The sequence below is a fragment of the Halosimplex halobium genome, from assembly GCF_051414055.1.
GTDB lineage: Archaea > Halobacteriota > Halobacteria > Halobacteriales > Haloarculaceae > Halosimplex > Halosimplex halobium.
Window position 1 is genome coordinate 46,550 of record NZ_JBLKNX010000016.1, and the last position, 21,699, is coordinate 68,248.

At 52.7% G+C, this 21,699-nt stretch carries 23 protein-coding genes and 1 pseudogene; 12 read left to right on the forward strand and 12 right to left on the reverse strand.

Features of this window, described 5'->3' with window-relative positions:
- Positions 1–225: 225 nt before the first annotated feature.
- From ACMGFG_RS16855 to ACMGFG_RS16865, 3 genes are all read right to left on the reverse strand, one after another.
- Positions 226–546, reverse strand: a complete 321-nt coding sequence (locus tag ACMGFG_RS16855) for a hypothetical protein (protein ID WP_436931486.1) — start codon at positions 544–546, stop codon at positions 226–228.
- Between the two features lie 174 nt (positions 547–720).
- Positions 721–2,073, reverse strand: coding sequence for a hypothetical protein (locus ACMGFG_RS16860; protein ID WP_436931487.1), 1,353 nt, complete (start codon positions 2,071–2,073; stop codon positions 721–723).
- A 1,602-nt stretch (positions 2,074–3,675) separates the two neighbouring features.
- The gene (locus ACMGFG_RS16865) at positions 3,676–4,065 is read right to left on the reverse strand and encodes a hypothetical protein (protein WP_436931488.1); all 390 of its coding nucleotides are present in this window, start codon (positions 4,063–4,065) and stop codon (positions 3,676–3,678) included.
- 180 nt (positions 4,066–4,245) lie between these two features.
- On the opposite strand from ACMGFG_RS16865, the gene ACMGFG_RS16870 reads away from it, so the two are divergent.
- Entirely contained in the window at positions 4,246–4,605 is a 360-nt protein-coding gene (locus ACMGFG_RS16870; protein ID WP_436931489.1) for a DUF5518 domain-containing protein, read from the forward strand.
- A 315-nt stretch (positions 4,606–4,920) separates the two neighbouring features.
- On the opposite strand, the gene ACMGFG_RS16875 is transcribed toward ACMGFG_RS16870, so the two are convergent.
- Both ACMGFG_RS16875 and ACMGFG_RS16880 read right to left on the reverse strand, forming a co-directional pair.
- The gene (locus tag ACMGFG_RS16875) at positions 4,921–6,090 is read right to left on the reverse strand and encodes an ISH3 family transposase (protein WP_436931490.1); all 1,170 of its coding nucleotides are present in this window, start codon (positions 6,088–6,090) and stop codon (positions 4,921–4,923) included.
- 756 nt (positions 6,091–6,846) lie between these two features.
- Positions 6,847–7,839: a transposase gene (locus ACMGFG_RS16880; RefSeq protein ID WP_436931491.1), complete on the reverse strand. Its 993-nt coding sequence runs from the start codon at positions 7,837–7,839 to the stop codon at positions 6,847–6,849.
- A gap of 319 nt (positions 7,840–8,158) precedes the next feature.
- Here ACMGFG_RS16880 and ACMGFG_RS16885 point away from each other — a divergent pair, with 319 nt between their 5' ends.
- The gene (locus ACMGFG_RS16885; protein WP_436931492.1) at positions 8,159–9,043 is read left to right on the forward strand and encodes an IS1595 family transposase; all 885 of its coding nucleotides are present in this window, start codon (positions 8,159–8,161) and stop codon (positions 9,041–9,043) included.
- A 54-nt stretch (positions 9,044–9,097) separates the two neighbouring features.
- Here ACMGFG_RS16885 and ACMGFG_RS16890 read toward each other — a convergent pair whose 3' ends face one another.
- The 3 genes from ACMGFG_RS16890 to ACMGFG_RS16900 form a co-directional block, all read right to left on the reverse strand.
- Entirely contained in the window at positions 9,098–10,390 is a 1,293-nt protein-coding gene (locus ACMGFG_RS16890; protein WP_436931493.1) for a lamin tail domain-containing protein, read from the reverse strand.
- Positions 10,391–10,483: 93 nt separating this feature from the next.
- Complete coding sequence (locus ACMGFG_RS16895; protein WP_436931494.1) at positions 10,484–11,122, reverse strand: tyrosine-type recombinase/integrase; 639 nt, start codon at positions 11,120–11,122, stop codon at positions 10,484–10,486.
- A 162-nt stretch (positions 11,123–11,284) separates the two neighbouring features.
- The gene (locus tag ACMGFG_RS16900; RefSeq protein WP_436931495.1) at positions 11,285–11,998 is read right to left on the reverse strand and encodes a hypothetical protein; all 714 of its coding nucleotides are present in this window, start codon (positions 11,996–11,998) and stop codon (positions 11,285–11,287) included.
- A gap of 55 nt (positions 11,999–12,053) precedes the next feature.
- Here ACMGFG_RS16900 and ACMGFG_RS16905 point away from each other — a divergent pair, with 55 nt between their 5' ends.
- From ACMGFG_RS16905 to ACMGFG_RS16930, 6 genes are all read left to right on the forward strand, one after another.
- A complete protein-coding gene (locus ACMGFG_RS16905) occupies positions 12,054–12,308 on the forward strand; it encodes a hypothetical protein (RefSeq protein WP_436931496.1) in 255 nt (84 codons plus the stop codon).
- Between the two features lie 66 nt (positions 12,309–12,374).
- Positions 12,375–13,673 carry an IS4 family transposase gene (locus ACMGFG_RS16910; RefSeq protein WP_436931497.1) on the forward strand — a complete coding sequence of 433 codons (1,299 nt, stop codon included), beginning with the start codon at positions 12,375–12,377 and terminating at the stop codon, positions 13,671–13,673.
- 231 nt (positions 13,674–13,904) lie between these two features.
- Entirely contained in the window at positions 13,905–14,597 is a 693-nt protein-coding gene (locus ACMGFG_RS16915; protein ID WP_436931498.1) for a hypothetical protein, read from the forward strand.
- A 129-nt stretch (positions 14,598–14,726) separates the two neighbouring features.
- Positions 14,727–15,287 (forward strand): hypothetical protein, encoded by a 561-nt coding sequence (locus ACMGFG_RS16920; RefSeq protein WP_436931499.1) that lies wholly within the window; start codon positions 14,727–14,729, stop codon positions 15,285–15,287.
- 322 nt (positions 15,288–15,609) lie between these two features.
- Complete coding sequence (locus tag ACMGFG_RS16925; RefSeq protein ID WP_436931500.1) at positions 15,610–16,341, forward strand: hypothetical protein; 732 nt, start codon at positions 15,610–15,612, stop codon at positions 16,339–16,341.
- 44 nt (positions 16,342–16,385) lie between these two features.
- On the forward strand, positions 16,386–16,538 hold the full coding sequence (locus ACMGFG_RS16930; RefSeq protein WP_436931501.1) for a hypothetical protein: 153 nt from the start codon (positions 16,386–16,388) through the stop codon (positions 16,536–16,538).
- A 404-nt stretch (positions 16,539–16,942) separates the two neighbouring features.
- Here the strand turns inward: ACMGFG_RS16930 and ACMGFG_RS16935 are convergent.
- Positions 16,943–17,224, reverse strand: a pseudogene (locus ACMGFG_RS16935) (ISH6 family transposase); the annotation flags it as partial.
- A 133-nt stretch (positions 17,225–17,357) separates the two neighbouring features.
- Here ACMGFG_RS16935 and ACMGFG_RS16940 point away from each other — a divergent pair.
- Positions 17,358–18,278, forward strand: coding sequence for a DNA adenine methylase (locus tag ACMGFG_RS16940; RefSeq protein WP_436931502.1), 921 nt, complete (start codon positions 17,358–17,360; stop codon positions 18,276–18,278).
- Between the two features lie 245 nt (positions 18,279–18,523).
- On the opposite strand, the gene ACMGFG_RS16945 is transcribed toward ACMGFG_RS16940, so the two are convergent.
- Positions 18,524–19,144: a hypothetical protein gene (locus tag ACMGFG_RS16945; RefSeq protein ID WP_436931503.1), complete on the reverse strand. Its 621-nt coding sequence runs from the start codon at positions 19,142–19,144 to the stop codon at positions 18,524–18,526.
- Between the two features lie 89 nt (positions 19,145–19,233).
- On the opposite strand from ACMGFG_RS16945, the gene ACMGFG_RS16950 reads away from it, so the two are divergent.
- Both ACMGFG_RS16950 and ACMGFG_RS16955 read left to right on the forward strand, forming a co-directional pair.
- The gene (locus ACMGFG_RS16950; protein WP_436931504.1) at positions 19,234–19,587 is read left to right on the forward strand and encodes a hypothetical protein; all 354 of its coding nucleotides are present in this window, start codon (positions 19,234–19,236) and stop codon (positions 19,585–19,587) included.
- Positions 19,588–19,792: 205 nt separating this feature from the next.
- Entirely contained in the window at positions 19,793–20,476 is a 684-nt protein-coding gene (locus ACMGFG_RS16955; protein WP_436931505.1) for a hypothetical protein, read from the forward strand.
- Positions 20,477–20,542: 66 nt separating this feature from the next.
- On the opposite strand, the gene ACMGFG_RS16960 is transcribed toward ACMGFG_RS16955, so the two are convergent.
- Positions 20,543–21,049 carry a hypothetical protein gene (locus ACMGFG_RS16960; RefSeq protein ID WP_436931506.1) on the reverse strand — a complete coding sequence of 169 codons (507 nt, stop codon included), beginning with the start codon at positions 21,047–21,049 and terminating at the stop codon, positions 20,543–20,545.
- Between the two features lie 167 nt (positions 21,050–21,216).
- On the opposite strand from ACMGFG_RS16960, the gene ACMGFG_RS16965 reads away from it, so the two are divergent.
- Positions 21,217–21,417: a hypothetical protein gene (locus tag ACMGFG_RS16965; RefSeq protein WP_436931507.1), complete on the forward strand. Its 201-nt coding sequence runs from the start codon at positions 21,217–21,219 to the stop codon at positions 21,415–21,417.
- Here ACMGFG_RS16965 and ACMGFG_RS16970 read toward each other — a convergent pair.
- On the reverse strand, positions 21,414–21,686 hold the full coding sequence (locus ACMGFG_RS16970; RefSeq protein ID WP_436931508.1) for a hypothetical protein: 273 nt from the start codon (positions 21,684–21,686) through the stop codon (positions 21,414–21,416). The genes ACMGFG_RS16965 and ACMGFG_RS16970 overlap by 4 nt on opposite strands.
- Positions 21,687–21,699 lie beyond the last annotated feature (13 nt).

Consider the following 21,699-nt stretch of genomic DNA (forward strand, 5'->3'; position numbering starts at 1 on the left):
GACTGACTGGTGTATGGTTTTTGAAGTGATATCAGACTTTCCCTCCCAGCCTCGATCGACGGGCCTAATCGCTAGCGCGAAGGCTAGTGACATGACAGCCTAAGTACCAATATTATCGATGTTACTGTGACAGCAGATGTCTCCTGATACAATCAGTGCTAAAGTACTCAGTAAGTCTACCACTGGTGGTATATGATACATAATAACTTATTTGTCATTAAACGCCTACTGGGTATGCTCGGAATCCTCTTCTGCTGCTAAAACGGATTCCTCAGCCGGTTCATTCAATCGTTCAAGAAATGTTGCGGCGTTTGAATTACCGTATACTTCGATTTCATCGATATAGATTGATGAGATGTCGGGCGCGTTAATTATCACCCCTCCACCTGGGTTATCGTGGATATCGATCTTAGATTCATCATTGACGGCAGCAAGACAAGCGTTGAAAATATCCTGTTCGGCATCTTTCTTATTGGTATACAGTTTAATAGCCTCGCCGTCGTCGGCAACCCATACGGTGCCGACTGCTGATGGGTGTTCCGTCATACCGAATCTACTCAATTTCTGTACGTCCGCGGTACTTATCTACTTTTACAACACCAATAGACACCAACATATCCCAGGGTGTCATAGAACGGTTACCACACCCATCTTCTGACCTCCCGAATCGCTCGATACAGACAAGACCAGGGTGTCATAGAACGATTGTCACACCCTGAGCTACAATTTTTTGTAGGCAAGATAGATCACTACAGCAGGGACTCCGAGAATAATGCCACCTACAAGTACAACTCCACCGGCCAGCAGCCCGAAGAAAAGCCACCCAACTAATCCCCCTGAGCCATCGGCATTGCTCTCAGTGACTTGTGATATGGCGGTCTGATCAGTTGTCTGCGTACTCACCTCGGTTCGAGGTGTGCCCGTTTGCGTAGTTGATGAGGGGGTCGGGCTCGCTGTCGGGGTGGATGTCGCCTGCACCATCGAGTCACTCATCACATAGATGGCTCCGTCACGCCCGGATGTCTGAAACAGAATCGGGCGACCAGACTGAGTTGCTGCTGTCGCTCGAATATCGTCTGGGGCATCGCCAATCAAATACCAAGTATGTGTCTCACGATTATATTTCAACGTCCCTGTGTGAATGGGGTAGTTCGCCGGGCCGTCATCTTGAGCGGATTCCGAGGCTATCAAAAATACACCGTACTGACTCGGGATGATTTTCCCGTATAATTGGTTGATCTCTCCTGCTCGCCTCTGTGACCCCCAGACACCGCCATCAGCCCCCAATCGAACAGATCCATACGGCTCGAAACTCCAATATGTTGTCTCATATGGCTCCGTACTAGTACCCCAGTACGGAGGTTTCCGTGTCAAGTGTAGACCTTCTGCTCCAGTCTTGAATGACTGAATTTCAAGATCAACCGTCCGCGTATCCTGAACCATGCCCGCTGCCCCCCGTTCGATTGGAATATCGAGGTCATCTTTCGGAGAAATTGCAGGCGTCGTCCATTGTTCACTGAGCGAGTGATTCGCTTGGACTTCATACCGAACAACGTTCACCCCGCTACCGAACGACGGCTCCCCTTCGTCAAACTCTGGTAGATACCACTGACTGTATTCATACGCAAGATATATCGTGTTTTCATCAGCTGCCACATTTATTCCAGAATAAATTGTGGCATCCTTCACCCATGCCGTGCCCATGAAATCCGTGTACTCTACGTCTATATCGCTCGTTTTGAGCTTCTGTGTTGTTCGGACTGACCCATCAAACGCGAGATTCTGATACCGGATCACGAAGAAATCTTCACGCAGAATCGCCGTGTCTCGTTCCACGCGGTTTCGCAAAATCTCAAACATAAACTGATAATCATACGGTTGCATCGAGTAGATGAGGTGGATTCCGGACTCGGTTATAGCTACGTCAATCTGGTTGGCGAAATTCTTGACAGCCTCATCACGGGGCGGAATATCAGTATACAACGTATGAGGACCAACCACGACCCTCCCATTGTTGATCACAAGATGCCTGAATTCAGGGCCAGTGTCTAAACCTCGATGGATGTAGAACACATGAACTCGGCCCCTTGGATCTAGTACCGCTGTCGGGTGAACAGACGGAACTGCATTTGTCGTGAGTCGAAGCACCTCACCCGCAGGCTTCCCATCCTTCGACACAGGCAGATAGTACAGCTCCGGGCTTTCACCATGGCGTTGACTCTCCCACACAAGATGATTCACCCCCGCTGAATCAGCCCCAGTAAACGATGCATCTTGTCCCGGTTGTTGGAACACGTCATCAAGTTCGTGTTTCACCCACCCCTGATTCTGCTGAGTAGGTGCTGCATCACTTCCAGTCACACCAGTTCCCACAACGCTCCCTGAGATCACCAACAGACAGACTACACCGAGTGAAGTCCATTGGAGCCAGGACATTCCCAATTCACTAGGAAACTGATCCTAAATAAGAATTATGCTACCCTCATCCGTGGTACAAAGATCCGCGTGCTGAGGAACAATGGGAGCGAGAATATAGTAGAATTTGAAAGCATTTGCACGGTCAACCGCACGCAATCGTGCGGTAATTCGAGTGATGTATTTCAAATTCTACTATAGGCTGTGAGAGCTATTGTATGACACCTTCGACAAGACACTTATCATTGCCACATCAATTAGCATCCGGTAATCATGCGCCATGCGATCCCCCTGCTCTTGGTTTTCCTTGCGTTCAGCGCCGGTTGTATCACGTCGAGCAATTCAGCGACGACACCATCCGAAGCACCTCATACTCCCACACTTACTGCTAGCCCTATAGAAACGACACCCACTCCAGAGGCTCTGCCGAACGTACCAAAACCCCGAGAAAATTGTACGGTCGAGCCACTTCCAAATGGAACGTACTCAACTCTGCCCACACAGATCTCAGAATCGAGTGCAGCGAGCTTTACTCGTGACTTCGAGAAAACCTACGGACGCGCACAGCTTGCTAATGATCAGAACACAGAGGTGAGCGGGTTCGATGGGTGGTCTTCCGATGTCGTCAATCAGACAGCCGCTGGGTACGTTGTGCAGGTCACGGTGAGATTGGACTTTGTCCAGGAAAGAGATAACACGACTCTGGCAGGAAGCACGAATTCCCACGGGTGGTACTACGTGACAGAATCGTTTGCTGTCCGTGCCCCGTCCTCCTCGGAAACCATTCCACAGTACGGATGGGAAACTATTGTGTGTAAATAGGGGATTGAAACTGGTCACTTCGTATGTATAGTGAGCAGGCGATTCATCACCAGCTGCATTGAATCAACCCGCCTTATGAACCGTTCTATGACACCCTCTCGAAAGCTTGGTATCCAGAATCCCCGCACTGGCGTCGGGTTGATGGGGGGCCTGACAGGGTCGAGCGAGCGTACTCGGTTTCGGTCGATAATTTCTCCACAGTCCTCAACGACTTCGCAGGTGATTCTCGATGAGTGGTTCTCACAAATCGACACTCGACGTTTACACCCTCGAAATCTTGCGGTTTTGGGTGTGTTTTTGCTGATCCCAGCGTGGGTGTTGCTGTCTATCGCGGTCGTTTCTGTGACGTTCGCAGAAGTGGGTGCGTTAGTGCTTTTTTCTGGGCCTGTCCTGCTTGTGTACTTCGTCGCTCGCTTCTCCTGACTCTGGTCCTGAACTTTATGTGCTGCGTCTCTGGGTCCACATCGCTCGTGACACCAATCGGCAGGGGCGACTGCGGTCCGTCATACGCCCTAGAACGATACCTGTGTTGTTGATTGGGTCATTTCTGATGTCATCGATCAGCCGAGGGACGCTCTCTGAGGTTTTAACATTCGAATCAATAAACCGGCAAATCCATTCCGCGAACCCGATTGTGAGGTCACCTGCCAGCGACTCACAGTCAATCTCTGAGCCGAGACGGAACTCCTCGATAAGGACAACGGCTGCTTCATTGATCGCCTCAAGGAGTTCCTCGCACATCTCACCATCTTCAATCCGTTCTGAGAGAGCGTCTACTGCCTCGCTCTTGCTATCAAACTCAATGTCCACGACCGTTTCTTGGCCCATGCAGGTGGGTCTCGAGGGTTTTTGATTAAGTTTCGGACCAGGGCGATATCATTTCGATGACGGGGTGTGCGGAGTATTACAAAAAAGGACATTTCCGCGAGCGTCACGGGTGACTGACGGTTCCGTCGGTTTATCGTGACACTAGTGCTTTAACAACACTTGGTAAGAGATAGGTAGGGTATGTCAAGAGAACCATCCAGCCGGTTCAAAGCCGCATTCGTCGGGTCTATCGCATCATTCATCTTCGGCATCCTACCCATCGTCGGGCCAATGTCAGGCGGGCTTATAGCCGGGTTTCTCCGCGGGTCAGATGGCGGAGAAAGTGCCTTCGCAGGGATGCTAGCAAACATTATCGCCTCAATCCCTCTGTTGGGACTTGCGGTTCTCGTTGGTGTTGCGCAAATTGTTGAGGGAGTGCCAGAGAATGTGTTCGGACTGGCACTCGTAACGATATTCTCCTGCCTGTACTTCTACGGGTTCGGCGCGCTTGGCGGGTACATCGGTTCAGCATTCAGCAACCGGTCATCAAGGGGGTTGTGAGAGGCAGGCGTGGATACTGATTAACTCTCAGTCGTTTCTTCTACACACTCACGAGCTTCTCCTTCAGAATCTCTTTCGTCGTCCTCTGTACCTATTTCATTCGCCAGATCTGGTACATCCTCGCTGTCATTCACAAATATTCAGTACCTCACAAAGCATCGCCGGTTAATCCGACCTGAGCCATCTGTTCTGTTGTGATGAGTCATCCGTAGTGGTTGAGCAGCGCTGCTCGAAGACGGAGCTGTCGCTGTCGGCGGCGGTCAGCCGCCGACGCGACAGCGTAGCCACTCACGAGGCGGCGTTCCCGGTCGGTGACTACCTGTGGAACCGGTCGTCTGGTGGCCGGTTGGCGGGGACGGCCCGACGCACCGCGAGGGCCGTCCACGCGGCCCGTCGAACCATATTGACGAACTCCTTGTACGGCCACCACCAGAGGCGACGCCCCCCGCAGCGGGGCGTCGCCACGTATTCGTAGTGAAGATACCGCCACGCATTCTGCAAGAGCAGACTCACCACGACGTACAGCAGTCTCACCGTCGCGTCTCGCGTCGTTGTCGTCGCAATCGCTTGCTCGGACAAGCGATAGCTCGACTCGATACCGAAGCGTTTCGAGTAATGGTATCGAGCATGGCGTGGTGTCTCGATAAACGGCGCGTCAGCGGCGTAGCCGTGACGCGCCACACCGTGGTCGTCATACCGTCCGTTCAGGTATGTACAGTCGATGTAGACGGGAAACTCGACGGTCCAGCTGTGGCCGTCGAGTTTCCCTGTCAGGTCGTGTTGAATGACGCGGCTCCACCCTTCCGCGAGTTCCTGCTGAATTGTCTCTCCCCACTGGATGATCGGGACCACGTAGGCGTAGTTGTGCGCCTGGAGCAACGTGAGACACTTGCTATCGTAGAATCCGCGATCGAGGTAGACGGCCTTGACTTCGGTGTCAAGGCCGTCAAGAGCACCGAGAAACTCAGCGAGGACGCTGCTGGCGGTGTCGCCGTCTTCGAGACGGCGCACCGCCAGCGTGTGCCGTTTATTCTTCACACGCGCGTAGAGTGTGGCGTAGGCGTGGAACGCGGTGGTTCCGCGCTTGGCCTCGGAGTGGTAGAGGCCGTCTGTGTCGTCTTCGTCACCGTAGTAGGGCCGCAGGTGGAGGTCTGCGCAGACCTCCACCTGCTCGGGGAGCAGTTCGACAATATCCTGCCGAAGGAGTGTGTTAGCGACTCGTTCGAGCCGTTCCGGCTCGAACTTCGTCCGCAGGTGATAGAGGATCGTGTTCGCTGATGGCGAGTCGTCACTGGAGTTGCACAGCGTCGAGATCGAGGTTCCGTCGGCGGTTGCGCCGACGAGAACCTCGTAGATGTCCTCTGTATTGATTTCAGCGTTGTTGGCGAGGTTCAGGGAAACTTCCTCGTCAAGCCGGTTGACGAGGAAGTTAAGGAGCTGGTCTTCGTGGATTTCACTGTCTGCTTGCTGCTGGTGCTTGGACACATCTTCAGCAAGCAGACGCAGCGTGTCATAGAAACGTTCCCAACCTCGTCCGGTTATCCGTGAGTGGTCGATATAGAAGACCTACCTATCGTTCGGTGCGAAGGGGACGCACTTGATGAACTCGTTGGACAAATGGTGTTTTAACTCTACCTTGTCTTTTTGTGTGCCATCTGGTTAGGTAGAAGTATGAACCGTCGCGAATATCTCGCTGGAGTCGTCGGAGGGTTCGCGGCTGTTTCAGGGTGTCTTACCTCGACAGGAGGTTCTGGAGGTGGACTTCGGAGCGTTTCTGTGGTCGGAACAGAGACGAAAGGGATTAAGGTAGATACTGAGATGCTCGAATCCACCGTTACGAAAGACCACACTGCGGAGGTTCGTCTAACATGGACGAACTCTGACTCACAGAAAACTAGTGTCAGTATCGGACGGGAGTCGGCAGAGATTCTGAGTAGTCACACTATTGAGAACGGGGATTGGCAAGGCACTGGATTGGTGTTAGTTCCTCCCTCCTATAATCCACAAAAACGTTCAGAAGCCTGCTGGAAGCCCAAAGACTACTTTGGAGGGGGTGGTGATGCTGAATCGACCACACTAACATCTGGGGAATCATTCCATCACAAGTATCGACTCTGGACAGATCCAGACAAAGAGGGATGTCTACCAACCGGAACATACGACTTTGGCCACTTCGGAGACGCTACTCCCTCATGGCGAGTTACGCTTCGAATCAAAAAATCTTGACAGCGAGAATCCATCTCACAGCTTCTCCTGCCCCGGATTGTTTCTTCGCTCATAGTTGGTGATTGCAACGACGAGTCGGAGGCACAGCGCAAGGAACACTTCAGTTCGTGCGTGGACGCGGCCTCGGGCGCGGACGTGCCCGAGGCCGCAGTCCTTGACCGCGTCGTTAGTTCGTTCGACTCCTGTCCGGCTGTTGTACGTTTCGTCCAAGATGGATTGTTTCAGCTGAACGTCCTCGCTGTGTTCGGTGATACAGTCTTCGACCCTGTACTCGATGTCTTTCGGGTCGTCAGTGTTTCGCGGGTTGTACGGGGCGACTGGTACGACCCCTGCGGCAAGCAAGAGGTCGTGCCAGTCGAGGATATCGTAGGCGCTGTCTCCGAGCATCCAGATCGGTGTATCGACGGCGAGCGCGTCACGTGTGACGCGCATCGCCGTCTCTTGAGATGTTTGCTTGGCCTGTGTGAACTCCGCTGCGATCGGGATCTTTGCGCCGGTCGAGACGATAGTACAGCCGAAGCCGTAGTAGTATTCCTCAGCTGTCGGATCGTAGTTCCACGAGGCAGCGCCGTTGTACTGGATCGCTTCGACGTGGGTCGAATCGATCGAATACGTGGAGTCGAGCAGGCCGCGGGCGGCGGCCTGCTCGACGAGTCTGTCGAAGACATCGTCGATGACGTGTTCGAGGTCGGTGAGAAAGCGGTCAATCGTGTCTCTGGATGGCGGTTTGTCGAGTCCACAGTAGTACCAGACGAGGCCGTGCTGGAGTTCTCGTGTAACCGGACGCGTGCCGTAGACATCCTTGTAGTAGCAGTGCAGAAAGCCGCGAAAGAGGTCTGGTGGTTCGTGAACCCGTGTTCGCCCCCGCTTCGAGGGGGCGAACACGTCGTACTCCAGCAGAAACTCGAACTCAAGATGCTCAAACAACGATACTGTCTCGGTAGCCGCCGCATTCAAGAAGTCGTCTACCGAAGCTACGTCTTGCAGGGCGTTGGTACTGCTGGACACAGTTTCCAAACCCTGCGGCCTCCCACGGGAGGCTTTCTATGACACGCTCAGCAGACGTTCTAACTAACCGGCTTTGTGAGGTACTGATATTACGTCTCCATCCACCTCACCGATAACCGTCGCTCCGTGATCCGCGATAACAGCTGAATCAACTGATTCGGCGGAGATCTTCAGTCCGTTTCGAACCTTCATTGATTTCACGTCGAGACTATCGGTGTCTTTCACTGTTCGCTCTTGCGTAGGAGATTGTTGACGCTGCTGAGCGATCGCTGTGGAGTCAAAGAGGACAAGGGCACCGCGTCAGCGGTGCCCGACACGAATGATTCCGCTCGATGTGTTTGGGTCGGAATCGGTCGCAGCGGACCTGCTGCAACAGGTTCGCTGGCGTGACGGTGTGACTTGTCCTCGCTGCCGTTCTGACCGGACGGTCAGAAACGGCAGCTACAGAGAGTTTCAGCGGTATCTCTGTAAGAATTGCGACCGAACATTCAACGACAAGACTGGCACAATCTTCGCTCACTCGAAGATTGTGCTCCGTCGGTGGCTGTTCTCGATTTACGCGTTTCTCCGGTTTAACACGAGTCTCCGCCAACTACAGTGCGAAATCGAGGTAACACACAAGACGATGCACCGGCGCATCGAGCGCTTCGCCAGAGCGCTCGATGCGCCTTCTCTCAATCTCGTCGGACCGGTCGAAATCGACGAAGTGTACGTCTCTGCCGGGAAGAAAGGCCGCGATCGCGACCGAGAGTCGCGCTCGCGTGGCCTGTCCACGCGTGGGCGTGGTTCGTATAGCGGCGACAAGCCACCGGTTTTCATCATCGCTGACCGCGGCACCGGACAACGGTACGTGATCCCGGCGAAAACCGCAGACGAATCGACGATTCGACTCCTGCTTGCTGACCGCAAAGAGGAGTCGCTCACGGTCTATACCGACGGCTTTCGAGCGTATGAACCGCTCGAAGCGGACGACGCATTCGACCGCGAATACGTCGTCCGCGGCGACGGTGAATACGCCGATGAGGAAGTTCACGTCAACACCTGCGAGAGCCACGCGTCGCAGGTGCGACGGTGGCTCTCGCCCCACCGAGGTATCTCCAAAGACAAGCTAACACAGTATCTCAGAGCGTTTCAACTACGTCGAGAGCTGTTTCGGAAACCCGGTCGAGCTGCTCTCAAACACGCTGTTCGAGCGACGCTGTGAAATCAACAATGTGCTACGGATGAGCGTTGGTAAATATATGATTCGGTCCTAACCTCAACCGGAGTACTCGTCCTCAACTACCCTTTCACCATTGTCGTTCGTCACGATCACCGTATCTCCACCGTTATTCCAAACCGCACTGTCTCGTCCCCAGTACAGCTTAGAGCTCGAATCAGACCCGCTGCCGGTGTAGATCGTCACTGAATCCCCTGAATCCAGGGTGAATCCGTCTGGGAACGAATAGGTATGGTCAGCGCTGTCTGAGAGCGTCCATCCGGTCATGTCGATACCCGAGTCACGGTTGTTCGTGAGCTCGATATATTCATCGTTCAGATTCTCGTGGTCGTTGCCTTCGGCGTCGGCATGGACGTTCGACACAACCAGTTCATCGGACCCTCCATCCGGGATTGGTGTCGGAGACGTGTATGCCCACACACCAACGTTACCGTTTCGAGCTTCGGTCTCAGCCGACTCATATACAGTTCTCTGCGAGAACTGACTGTCGTACAACCTCGCATATCCGTTCTCGATTAGTCGCAAATTGAATGACTTGCTAGCCGACTCAGACAGATACGCGTAAACGAGCAGTCGGTCAAATGACCCGCGACGATCGCTCTCCGAATCCACTTCGATATAGATTTCCTGGCCGGCCAGTCGTTCCTGAGCGTATTCAGTCGCGTTATCACCCCAATTCGATAACCAGTCACGGCCATCATACGAGTCCGGGATTCCCTCCCACTCGTCTGGCGAAACATCACCGAACGTTTCCGGTGTATCAACGCCAAGAAGCCGAATTGTCTCTGTGGACCCGTCCGGCATCTCAACATCCATCGTATCCCCATCGACGACCTCGGTGACAGTGACTGTCCATGAGGTTTGTGGACCGGATGGCGTTGGCGTAGTCGTTGCTGTCGGCGTTGCAGTTACGGTCGGTGTCGTCGTTGCAGTTGCGGTCGGTGATGGTCCAGTCGCTCCGGCTGGTGTCGGCGTCGGTGTCGGCGACGGTGTCGGAGAAGATATACTACCATCATCAGACGGAGACTGAGAATCGATATTGTCTGTGGGCGCCAGCACACCGCCAGCAGTGATCCCCACCAGCACTATCGCCGCTAGCGTGAGAGTCCCGAACGCGGACACGTCAGGACCGCCTGCTCGCTCCGAAAGCATGCCAACGATACTGCGTGTCGGGGGAATCACAATTAGTCCAGTGACACCCCAGATAATCGCTGCAATCACCCCGACGAACCCATCGCTCGCAGCATTGATCGCCAATAAAAGTAGTAGGATTCCGAGTGCGTAGATTACCCAAGTGAGTCGGTTTCCTTGGTTGCCGGTCGATTCAGACATAGTGGTGCATTCCTGTCCAGTCCTTTCAAGTCTTCCGTCCAGCGACAATACTCCTGGACCAACCGGGTTGGTTGAAAATCCCTGCTTCGTCCATCACCGCCGTTGAAAATGGTCGTAAACGCGTTCTGTCGTCGATACACTGCGGTGCCGGAGCCTATTCCGTACGTCCACCAGTCGAGTTTCCGGGTTACCCAACATATAGTTCGAAAGCGAGTGTCTGAGTGCATGTGGGTGAAATTCTGACGGGTCTGCTGGCTCACCGTCGCTCCGGTGAACCGTGATGTCTGCGTGAACTGCGAGGTCTTCGACGACGTTGCGCATCGACTCCGTCGTCATCTGGCCTGACTGCCGTGACGGGAAGACGTAGTCGCTCTCTCGATCTTGGTACCACTCGCTGTTGAAGTAGCTGCGGAGAAGGCGAACGGTTCCGAAGTGGCCGAACGGATCGAGTCGCATCGTGACGCTCCCCGGTGATAGGTCTTCGTTGGGGTAGTCTTTCTGCACGTGTCCGGGAATGGTCACCTCTCCCTCAGAGAGTCGGAACATCGACTGCTTGAGACCACGCAGTTCGTTGGCGCGCAGGCCGAGGTCAATTCCGAGGACTACGAGTAGTTCGTCACGAAGGCGACGTCCAAGGGAGTCGTAGCGGAGGGGGCGGTCGTGTGCTGCGTCGCGGAGTGGGTCTACTTGTGTGAGGTCGATGTACCGGTGCACTGTTTCTTGTTTGCTCATACTATATGTTGTTTCTGAAGAAACTTAACTAGCCGGGTCAGTTTTGGCATCTGCAAAACAGGGTGTTTGACCCCCTGGTTTGGTTCGATATAGTGTCGAAAACACGCTTCAGTTTTGGATTCTGTTAGAAGAAACCCAAACTGAACACTCAGCTAATCAGAGCTATCCCAAGTCGCCGAAGAGTTCCTCATGTCGCTCTTCCAACCGCCGAATCGTCTCCTCACGCTCCCCCATCGCATCATCCCGGTGATCCTGAAGCGCCTCAAAGAACCAAGAGTAGAACTCGTTCAGAACCTCTTGGTAAGAGTGCATCTCCGCCTGGATATCAATCTCCTCACCCAACCCCTCAAGATACTCCCTATGCTCTGGGTCGAAATCACCGTGATTCAGCAGTTCGTCACGCGACACAACGATACCAAACCGAACCCCTTCATCCTCCTCGAATAGGGTAATGTCAATCGAGGGAAGTCGGCTCTTCACCATGAAATGCCGAAGCTGCTGGAGGAACTCCCATCGTTTTTCGATATCGTGCTTTCGCTTGCCCTTATCGTAGATGTCATCAAACTCGTTCGTACCGTACTTGTCCGCCCGCTTGATTCGCTGCGTCTGCTTGATGAGCGTGTAGACCGACACAACGTAGTTGTGATACCGGCGCAGATACTCCTGGAGAAACCCATCCATGTCGCCCTTATCCTTCTTTAACTGGATACTCAACCCCTGCTCTCGAAACCACTGATCCAGCTCGTTCACTTCCTCAAAATTCCGATTCACCGTGTATATTGACCGTTTCAACCGACGGAGCTCATTCGCAATTTCCGTCCCCTCAGTCTCTTCCAAATCCTGCAAAATATCTCGGAAGCCGGGGTCGTCGTCCATACCCGTCTTTGTGGCGGAGTAGTTATAAATCACTTCAGCAAGAAGGACGCGACAAATGGATTTCTACGTACCACAAGACGGGGATGTAGACGACGAAGAGCTGTACCAAGACATCGTCTACTACCTCGAGGAACATCTTGGCCATTCAGTACAGACCGACACGAGGTACAGCTACCTTCGGTTCAAAGATGATGGCGACATCTATGAAGCCGAGGTCGGAGAGGTGTTCGACCCAGTTGATGAAGTTGTTGTAGCCATCTTTGAGGGTGGGTTCGTGTTCTACATCTGCACCCCATCCGTGTTCGGTTAAGACGCTGAATCAAGAGACAGCGCCCGATTGACGAAGCTATCGTTGTAGACCGCGTGGGGAGAGAATGTGTTCAAGCAGTTCTCCCCGAACCTCATACGACGGCGATTGACTTCCCTGTTTCCAGCCGAGCTTATCGAAGACATCGCGCGCGAGCGCGATGTCGTCCAACGCAACCGAACTATCGACATCACGATGCTCGTCTGGACGCTCATCATGGGCTTCGCCGTCGATGGCGAAGCCCGTACCATCGCCGGATTTCAACGTGCGTACTCCGCAGCAACCAACCAGACCGTTGCCCGCTCAAGCTTCTACGATCGGTTCACACCGGCGCTCGAAACACTGTTGAGCGACCTCCTCGAGCACGCTCTCGAGGAGGTCGCGGTTCCTCACACGATCGCGCCGCAGTTCGAGTTGTTTCGAGAGGTGCTGATCGCCGATGCAACCGTGTTCAGGTTGCATCGGCTCCTCGATGCGTTTCCCGCGACTCACCCGGATCAATCCGGCGCGAAACTCCACCTCGTGCAGAACGCGACCAAGCAGACGATCGAGCAGTTCCAGCTCACCGATGAACGCACCCACGAGAGCAGCCAACTCCGCACCGGGAGTTGGCTGCGAGGCCGGCTGTTACTGTTCGATCTGGGCTTCTACAGTTTCCGCCGGTTCGCGTTGATCGAAGAGAACGGCGGCTTCTTCCTGACTCGGCTGAAGTCGAACGCAAATCCATTGATCGTCGGAGAGCGGCGGAAATGGCGCGGGCGCGCCATTTCCTTACCGGAACGTCGTCTTCGAGACGTGGTGGGTGATCTCAGGCGAGAGCTCATCGACGTAACTGTGGAAATCGAGTTCAAGCGGCGGGCGTATGCTGGAAAGCAATCAACCGATAGGATGGAGTTTCGCGTCGTCGGTGTCCGCAACGAGGACACCGACGACTACCATCTGTACGTGACGAATCTACCCGATGAGTTCACGCCGAGGCAAGTGGCGGCGTTGTACGGGCTGCGGTGGGAGGTGGAGTTGTTGTTTCGAGAGTTGAAATCGCTGTACGGACTGGAGAAGTTCGAGACAAGCGATCCAGCAATCGTGGAGCTTCTGGTGGTGGCGGCTCTGCTGACACTGACGGTCAGCAGAGCCTTGCTGGGCGTGTTTCAAGAGCGGTTTCCTGAGACAGTGTTCCCGCGAGAACGCTGGGCGAAGACCTTTCGGTCTGTCGCCCAGCTCATCCTTGGAGATCTGGCCCAGTCGCTCGGGTATCCGCCGCCGAACTTGACGGAGTTGATGTTCCGTGATGCCCGTCAACCAGAGAAATCACGCCTCTTACTGAGCGAACGAGTAGCTGAGGCCTTCATGAGCCCGTCTAATGCTTAACCGAACACCGATGATCTGCACCCAGAACAAGGGAACGCCCGGTTCGGACGAAGGGCCGATTATTGTAGAGAAGGGCGGAAAGGTTCTCTATCACCGAGAATTCGATAACTACTGATCGACTCTGCTATTCAGAGGTCGAAACCACTGTGGGTTATTTTCTCGGTCAAACTCGAATCAAGCGGATAAGCATAAGTAACCTCTCAAACAACACATGAGTGGTAACCATGTCCAGTGACCGCGTTCAACTTCGACCCAGGCTCTGACATCTACGTCGATACTACAGAAGACAACGTAACAATCCGTTTTGACGGCGACACCTTCGGCCTCAACCCAACTTCAGACGGTTTCGCCGTCACAAACGACTGGAACAACCGCCACTTCACCCTCGCCTTCGACGAGAACTCGATTCTATACCATGTCGTGCGAGAAGACGAAGACGACCGAGCAAGTGGGAAACGCGGCATGCCGCCAGAAGAGTTCGCCGCTGAGCTATACGGGTACTTCCGAGCCCTGGCTCCTGCCGTCCCGGAAGAGCAGTTGAACTTGGACTTTGTCGGTAGTGCGGACGTGGACGAAATGCAGGCCTATCTTGAGGAACACAATGTTGTCCACGATACTGATTCCGGACTCCGCGTAGATCGAGACAGTCGTAACGAACTCGAAGAGGTACTGAACAGTGACCCTCGAACTCTCGGGGAACTATATCAGCGGGTACTAGAGCCAGTACCGTTCGAAGAGGCGACAGACCCCGAGAGTGGTAAGAATATCTTCCTGTACCCAACAGCGACGGCTATCTGGGTCTTGTTCATGTTCCCGGATGAGTATGTCGGGGTCACTACTGCGCGGAAGGCACTGGCTTTTGCAGATAAAGCTGGAGGGTCGCAGATGATGGATCACGTCCTTCGCGCCCTGGCTGACGGATAATCCACAATATCCGCAATAAACGACGAACAGCAACGTCGATAGCACAATCAAACGACGCGAACCCCACTTTTGGTTGGTAAGAATCGGTTCCGCGTCAGAGAATCAGGGTTCTACGACACAAAATACCCGATGCTCAGTACAGGTGAAGCACGTATCGTTCAGTACAGAGGAGTATCGGAGGGGACTTCAAAGCGAGTTATTAATCCAGAAAAATGTTTTATCTTCCTCATTATACGTAACGATGTGGACTTGAATAGACGGTCTCTCCTCAGGGGAGCCATTGTTGTTGGAGGGGGTGGATTTGTTGGTTGTAACACGAGGAAAAACGCTGACGACACGATGGAGGGATTAGCGCGTGTTGAGTTTGCCAATTATGACACCACCGAACATACTCTTGACGTAACGCTCTTGAGGGGTTCTGAAGGAGGGGACGTGGTGGTAGAACAAACAGTAATCCTAAGCCCTGCGACTATCCGGACAGACGGTGAACGAGAACCAACCGAAGAATGGGTTTCGGATATTCCAGAACAGACCGGGAAGTACCTATTGAAGTGGTCGATGGATGGCGGGGACCAAGAAACATATCAAACTGAAGATATTCAGGGGTGTATGATAATCCGGGTAGAGATTGCCAACGATGGGAAAATCACCCCATCTCTACAGGGTTCAGTAGACTGCTACGGCCAATAATGATGGCTTCGACTGTGTTGATTCTGTTCCCTTGACTATGTCTATGGAGTTACTGAGCAATCAATTCGCAAGCACACTAAACAATGGATTCAGTCTCGATAGGTGTGAAAGAACACGCCTTCTCTGACACCCTTCGAGATCCTTGTCGACGAGACTCTGGAGAATTTGGTAAGAGAGAATCGTGGTATGCGTGTGCGTGCCATTACGAGGATTTATCGGCGGGTGGTAGGTGATTCAGTACGGTCCAGTTTGGTAAGAGAGATTTACTTATCGGATCTCCGTAAGACTTTATACCTATAGGTCCTATAGGTGTTAGTGTAGCATGACAGACCAAACCCAAACCGAATTCCCATACGCAGAAGACGAACAAACCATCGACAACGCCGCAGAAATCTACCAGTGGATTCAAACCCACAACCTGACCGGCGCACCCGTCACAAACGACCTGCTTCGCCTGTTCGACCCCAACCACAGCCTGAAGGCCGAACGTGCACGCTTCGACCCGGACGAAGGCACACTATCCATTGAACTCTGGAACCCGACCTGGTTCCAAGCAGAAACTGTAGAAGAATACTACAACGACTGCATTGAGAACAGCCCTGACGGCTACCATTTCCACGTCGAAAAAGCGGGAGACATGCCAGACGACCGCCCGTTTGATGCAACAAAAGCCGCTGAAACCATCATCAACGCGGAAATAGACATCGAATCACCGCCGAACGGAGTGCACCCAGACGACATCCGTGATGCGTTCGAAGCCGTCGCGGCAAACATCACCAAAGGTGCTGAACCCACCGAGGAAAATCTCGTCGCCGAAACTGACAATTACTGGTTGGCCCGCTACGGCCCGTCAGTCACAAGCAGTATCCAAGACACAATCAAAAACGAACTGCCTGATGCGCGCGACGACTACGAACACCCGCGCAACGACGAATACTACCGGATTATTCAGAATATCGTAACCGGAGCTGGAACCCAATACGTCGGTACAGAAGCAGTTGGGAACGACGAATACACGCTGATCCACGTCAAACCATCTGCGTACCAGTCATGAAAGTCTATATCGAAACCACGGTGGTTACCAAGGATAACTAAATCATGGCTCAGACACTTTGGCTGAACGACCGGTGCAACGAACTCCTTGACGAAATCAAGGAACTAAACCCGAACTACGACAGCAAAACCGCTGTCGTCGAACATGCACTGGAACACTACGCCAACGAACTCCGCGAAGAACAACCCGCCGAATAACACTTTCCTTCTCACCGCCGGTCCGATTTCTCCCTTGACCGCGCATACTCCAACACGTCATCAGGCGCCCCATCATCGTCCACAACAGACACATTCCCAATGTGATCAGTACGAACCGTAACCTCATAACTCTCGCCACTCCGTTCATCCTCAACACGCACATCTGCGTACGACCAATAATCGTCACCTTCGTAATGCTCTCGCCGGTATCCTTCGCGCGACGACGAGAACTGACCATCCGGAGTTTCTGTCGAGACAACCGAATTACTATTCCGACCCCATCGATCTGGATTGCGGTCAGTCAATTGTTCAACGAGATCCGTGAACAGAACACGGTCACCTTCCTCAAGACCCACCTCCTCACCCAACTCTTCCTCAACTTTTTGGTCGCGTCGCAAAGCGGTTTAGAGTTTGCCTCTGGTGCTCTCAATTGAGAGGTCATAGCTCATTGCTGTTTTGGTCGATCGCTGGAGTAGTTCGTCAAGGAACGATTGGTAGTGCTCTGGATCAGCGTACTTCACCAGCCGAAGCTGGAGTATCGCCTCTAATCCCTCCGTTGTCCAGCGCATCCACTGGTGCTTGCACCGTTTGCTGACTTCGCCCATCAGCCGTTCGACGGGGTTCGAGGTCCACGGCACCTCGAACCCCTCGACGGCCTGTTCGGCAAACGTCACGATCGACGGCACCGATTCCTTGTCGCGGTCGGCGGTCACAAATGACGGTTACACAGGAAATGGCTTAAAAGTGCAGACGCAATACCCATTCAATTCATATTGAATTGGCAAGTTTAAACCCGAAGCCGTAACAACTGGTCATAAGATGGTCAGCCCCATTCTGAAGTGGGCCGGTGGGAAACGGCAACTCCTCAATGAGTTATACAGCCGATTCCCCAATATCTACTCCCACTATCACGAACCATTCTTCGGCGGTGGTGCCTTGTTTTTCGACCTTGAACCTGAAAATGGGACAATCAACGACACCAACTCTCGCCTCATCAATTTCTACAGGCAAGTGCGCGACCGGCCCGAGAAACTAATCACCTTACTCCGGTCATTTGACGACCCCGAATCAGACCCTGACCCTGACCGCCGATTCTCGAATACCAATCGCAAAGGAAAGGAGATTAAGAATTACTACTACCAGCAACGTGAGTTGTTCAATAACCGGCCCTACGACGACGAGTACGACGAACTCGAAGAGGCCGCACTCCTCCTCTATCTCAATCGAACGTGTTACAATGGTCTCTACCGCGAGAATAGTAGCGGAGGGTTCAACGTTCCTATCGGAAGGTACAGCAATCCAGATTGGGTGCGAGCAGAAGAAATCCGAAAAGCCAGTCGAGTTCTTGAGAATACCGAGATTCAGAATACTGGATTCGAGTACATTACCGAGGTAGCAGAGGAAGGCGACTTAGTTTATTTTGATCCGCCATATGAGCCGATGAGTCCAACTGCCTACTTCACCGATTATAGTGCGGAAGGGTTCGGGAAAGCCGACCAAGAAAGTCTTCGGGATGTAGCACAGAAACTTAATGAGGGAGGTGTCAGTGTAATCCTCAGCAACAGCGGCGTGATGTACGAGATGTACGACGAAGCCGGATTCTACGTTGAGGTAGAAGGCGCAACACGAGCAATCAATAGTGACGCAAAGGATCGAGAGGAAGTGGACGAAATAATTGCTACGAATATTCCACCCGAGGAGCGGCGGCGTGCCGGTCAACAGGGACTTGCAGACTTCTGAGAGGTTCTACACTACCTTCGTCTCGATGAATCGCTCTACGTCATCGGGGAGTTCGCTTTCGGCTTGGTGGAGGTTGTAGAGGTCAGTAATATCGTTGACAATCGGAGATGTCTCTCCACAAAGACGAAATCACGGCTTTAGTTGGTCAAAGTGAGGTGCAAGATACGCAGGCATACTGAGCAATAGATTCAGTCACAAAGGGTGTGAAAGAACACGCCTTCTACGACACAAATCAGGTCTTCAAGTTAGGCTAACAGCTGCGAGGCAGCAAGCCAGCACAAAATAAACAGAATCGAGGCGGTCCACTTACTAATTCGAACACCCAAAACCCCGGCCAGTCGCCCTCTCGTATACGGAACTCCAAGCACTCCTGCAAGCAACAGCAACACAGAAACCGCGACATCAGCCGAAAGCAAATACAGCACTCCAAGCAATAGCGCAACCCCGCCAAGCAAATACGCCACTCCAGACAGTAGCAACCCACCTAACTCCGGGTCACCCTCACTCTCAGAAACATCTGCAACCTCGCCATCGACGACAGTTCTAATATCGTGAATAACACCGTCTAAATCACTCACCACAAAGAGTTCCTGACGCCCGTCAGTACGCTCAATACGCAGTCGGTCTCGCAACCCACCACCGCGCAACGCATCAGTAAGACCATTGCTGAACTTCTCTTCAACGCCCACACTCTCAATCTCCTCTACTGGTATCCTAACTTCAGTACCCCCAGTCAGTTCGTCGACTTTGTTCGGAGCGAATTCGATCGCGTCAGACGTAATCGTGAGAACACCACCAACCGCTCGGTCCTCAGACTGCGTATAGTTCGCGTTAATTTCTCTGACTACAGTTTCCTCACGATTCATTTCCAACTGAGTTTACTCTCACATCACTTAGTAGTAGCTGTGACAGCTATCGCCCCAATATTTAATCAGTTAGCACAGACAGAACCACCATGACGGATTTGCTTTCACTACCAGTCACAGAGCTTGCACAAGAGACGAAGAAAGCAATCGAGTACTGGAAGGATTACAAAAACCAAGAAATACGTATTGAGCAAGTGTCTGCGACTGTTTCTGGAAGTGACGAAAAACGCCTGAGATACGGGTTACAAGGCACCGTTGTTGATGTTCTCTCGATGCCTCCCGGATTCGTTCTGGAAGATGCTATCGAATACTATAATCCTGAAACGCTCGAGACCGGTGAACACGGTATTCCTGAAGGAGGAGCGTACCAGCCCGACACGCATGATGAAATATTCATCGCGTTCGATAGCGTTGAGCGGATAGTCTTCGTCGACAAAGAATAACTCCATGTCGTGAGTATGTGGTTAGACGGTTAGACAGCTACACGTCTACTCAACTGCCCGGTTCAATGCCTAACCGTGTAGCTGACTGTCTGTATAACTGAATATACGGATAATCGATTCATCGGCTACACGCTTTCCACGACTACTCGACAGTGCCGTGTTCACAGTGATTATCTTGGCATATCACGACAAAACACACCAAGACATGCAAAAAGAACAGGAACCGTCCCTGAAAGAACTCGCCGTCTACCTCTTCTTCCGATACCACGCGTACATTTTCCTCGCCGCATTCCTCCTCGCTCCCATCGCAATCCTAGCCGTGAACACCGCCACAGACCCCACTATCTACCAAAACATGATGCTGGGAATCGGATGGACACAAGCCGTCATCACCGGATATCTATCGTTCAAGATCTTCGAAGTCAGCAAACGCGACTCCGAACTCCCAGACCTCAAATACAAGATCGCGGACGTCGAAGACGTCGGCTCTCCCTTCGAGAACCACAAAGTGATTCGCTGCACGGTTCGATTCAGAAACCAGTCGTTCGGTCGTGCGAAAATCACAGATATCGACCTCAATGCGGACTTCGACGAACGACTTCTCGAGAGACACAAAGTCCCTGGCGAGGGAAAAATCGCGCACACATTCCCCGAGGGACGGCCAATCCCGACAATTCTCGACAAAGGCGAATACGTCGATGTAATGTTCCAAATTAACGGCTTCAACTACCTCGATTCAGTTAGCCTGGAAATTACCGATGAGAAGATGGGGACGTGGGAATGTGGGTTGTTATTGTCTGATATTAGTTATCGGCTGTCTACAAAGCGTCGGGGCCGTGAGTCAGAAGAAACAGTTGAGGAAGACGCTGAAGAGACCGCAGAGGAATGAGCTCTCCACGTCTAAACGCGTAGCTAGCTACCTGTATTGCCGAATATACGGATATTCAATAGAGCATCAAATGGCCGTTTCTTCGTCTCGAACCAACTCGTCAATGAACTCAGAGTCAGTAAACGCAGCTGTGAACAAGTCTAGCACCTCAAACGCGAGATTCATCCGATGCGGCACATCGTCTCGGTACCAGTCTAACCGTTCAGTACTCCCGTGTGCTATTTTGTTACGTAGTGCCCTGAAGTTCCCGATTTTACCTCGTGTCTGTCGTGACAGCAGGTTGCACCTGATCAGGAACTGCTCTCGGTGTGACTGGCTCATGTCCGAGTAGATATAATCGAATGCGGTATTCGAGATCCCATCTTTCACTACATACGCAACCAATACGTGTGAAGTGATATCCTCAATCGCCGCGTACGTAGAAATCACCAATGGAATTAACTCATCTTCCACATCGTTGATGTTCCCTAGGTCATCCCAGTCAGATTCCATGGCCCGCCAGTCGTCCTCTAACGACTCTATCATGGACCGTAGGTCCATCAGCTCGTTGTCTAATTTTTCCATATCGGCCATATGCCACTCCTGGCTGTCGCTCAGACAAAAAATTACTCGTCAGTGTATTCGACTACTCGGTTAGTCGTCTAATCGTGTAGTTGACTGTCTGTCTAACCGAATATACGGATATACATGTAACCGTCCCGGCCAAGGGTTATTCCATGGGCGGAGTGTTACTGGTGAGTATGTCAAAATACGACTTCGACACCTTTCGAGACGATCTTAAAAGATTGCGAGAAGGGACCCTTAGCGCCGACAAAATCAGAGAAAAATACGGAAGCGAAGAAGACGTAGAACGCTCCATCGCAGCCGCACAAGCCCGCAAAACACAACAACTGACTAGCGAGGAACTCAACGCGCTGATGGCCGTGGACAGTCCAGACTAACCGTCCATCTCTCGAAACTCATCAGCTAACGCCTCAAGCGCCGCGGGGAGCGACTCAACCCTGTCTGTCCGACCATCACCCCATCGACCCTCCCACGAATCCTCATCTTCGTAGTGAACGACTGTGAACTCCGCAAAATCATCGATCCCCTCCTCTTGATAATACTCTACAAGCAGTTCCTCACTTGCGTTCGAGACTTCCGCTTCCTCATCTTGTTCGCTGTCCCCGTATCCCGGATTGACATACCCAGGCGGATGTTCTTCGCCCATACAGCCGTTCTCG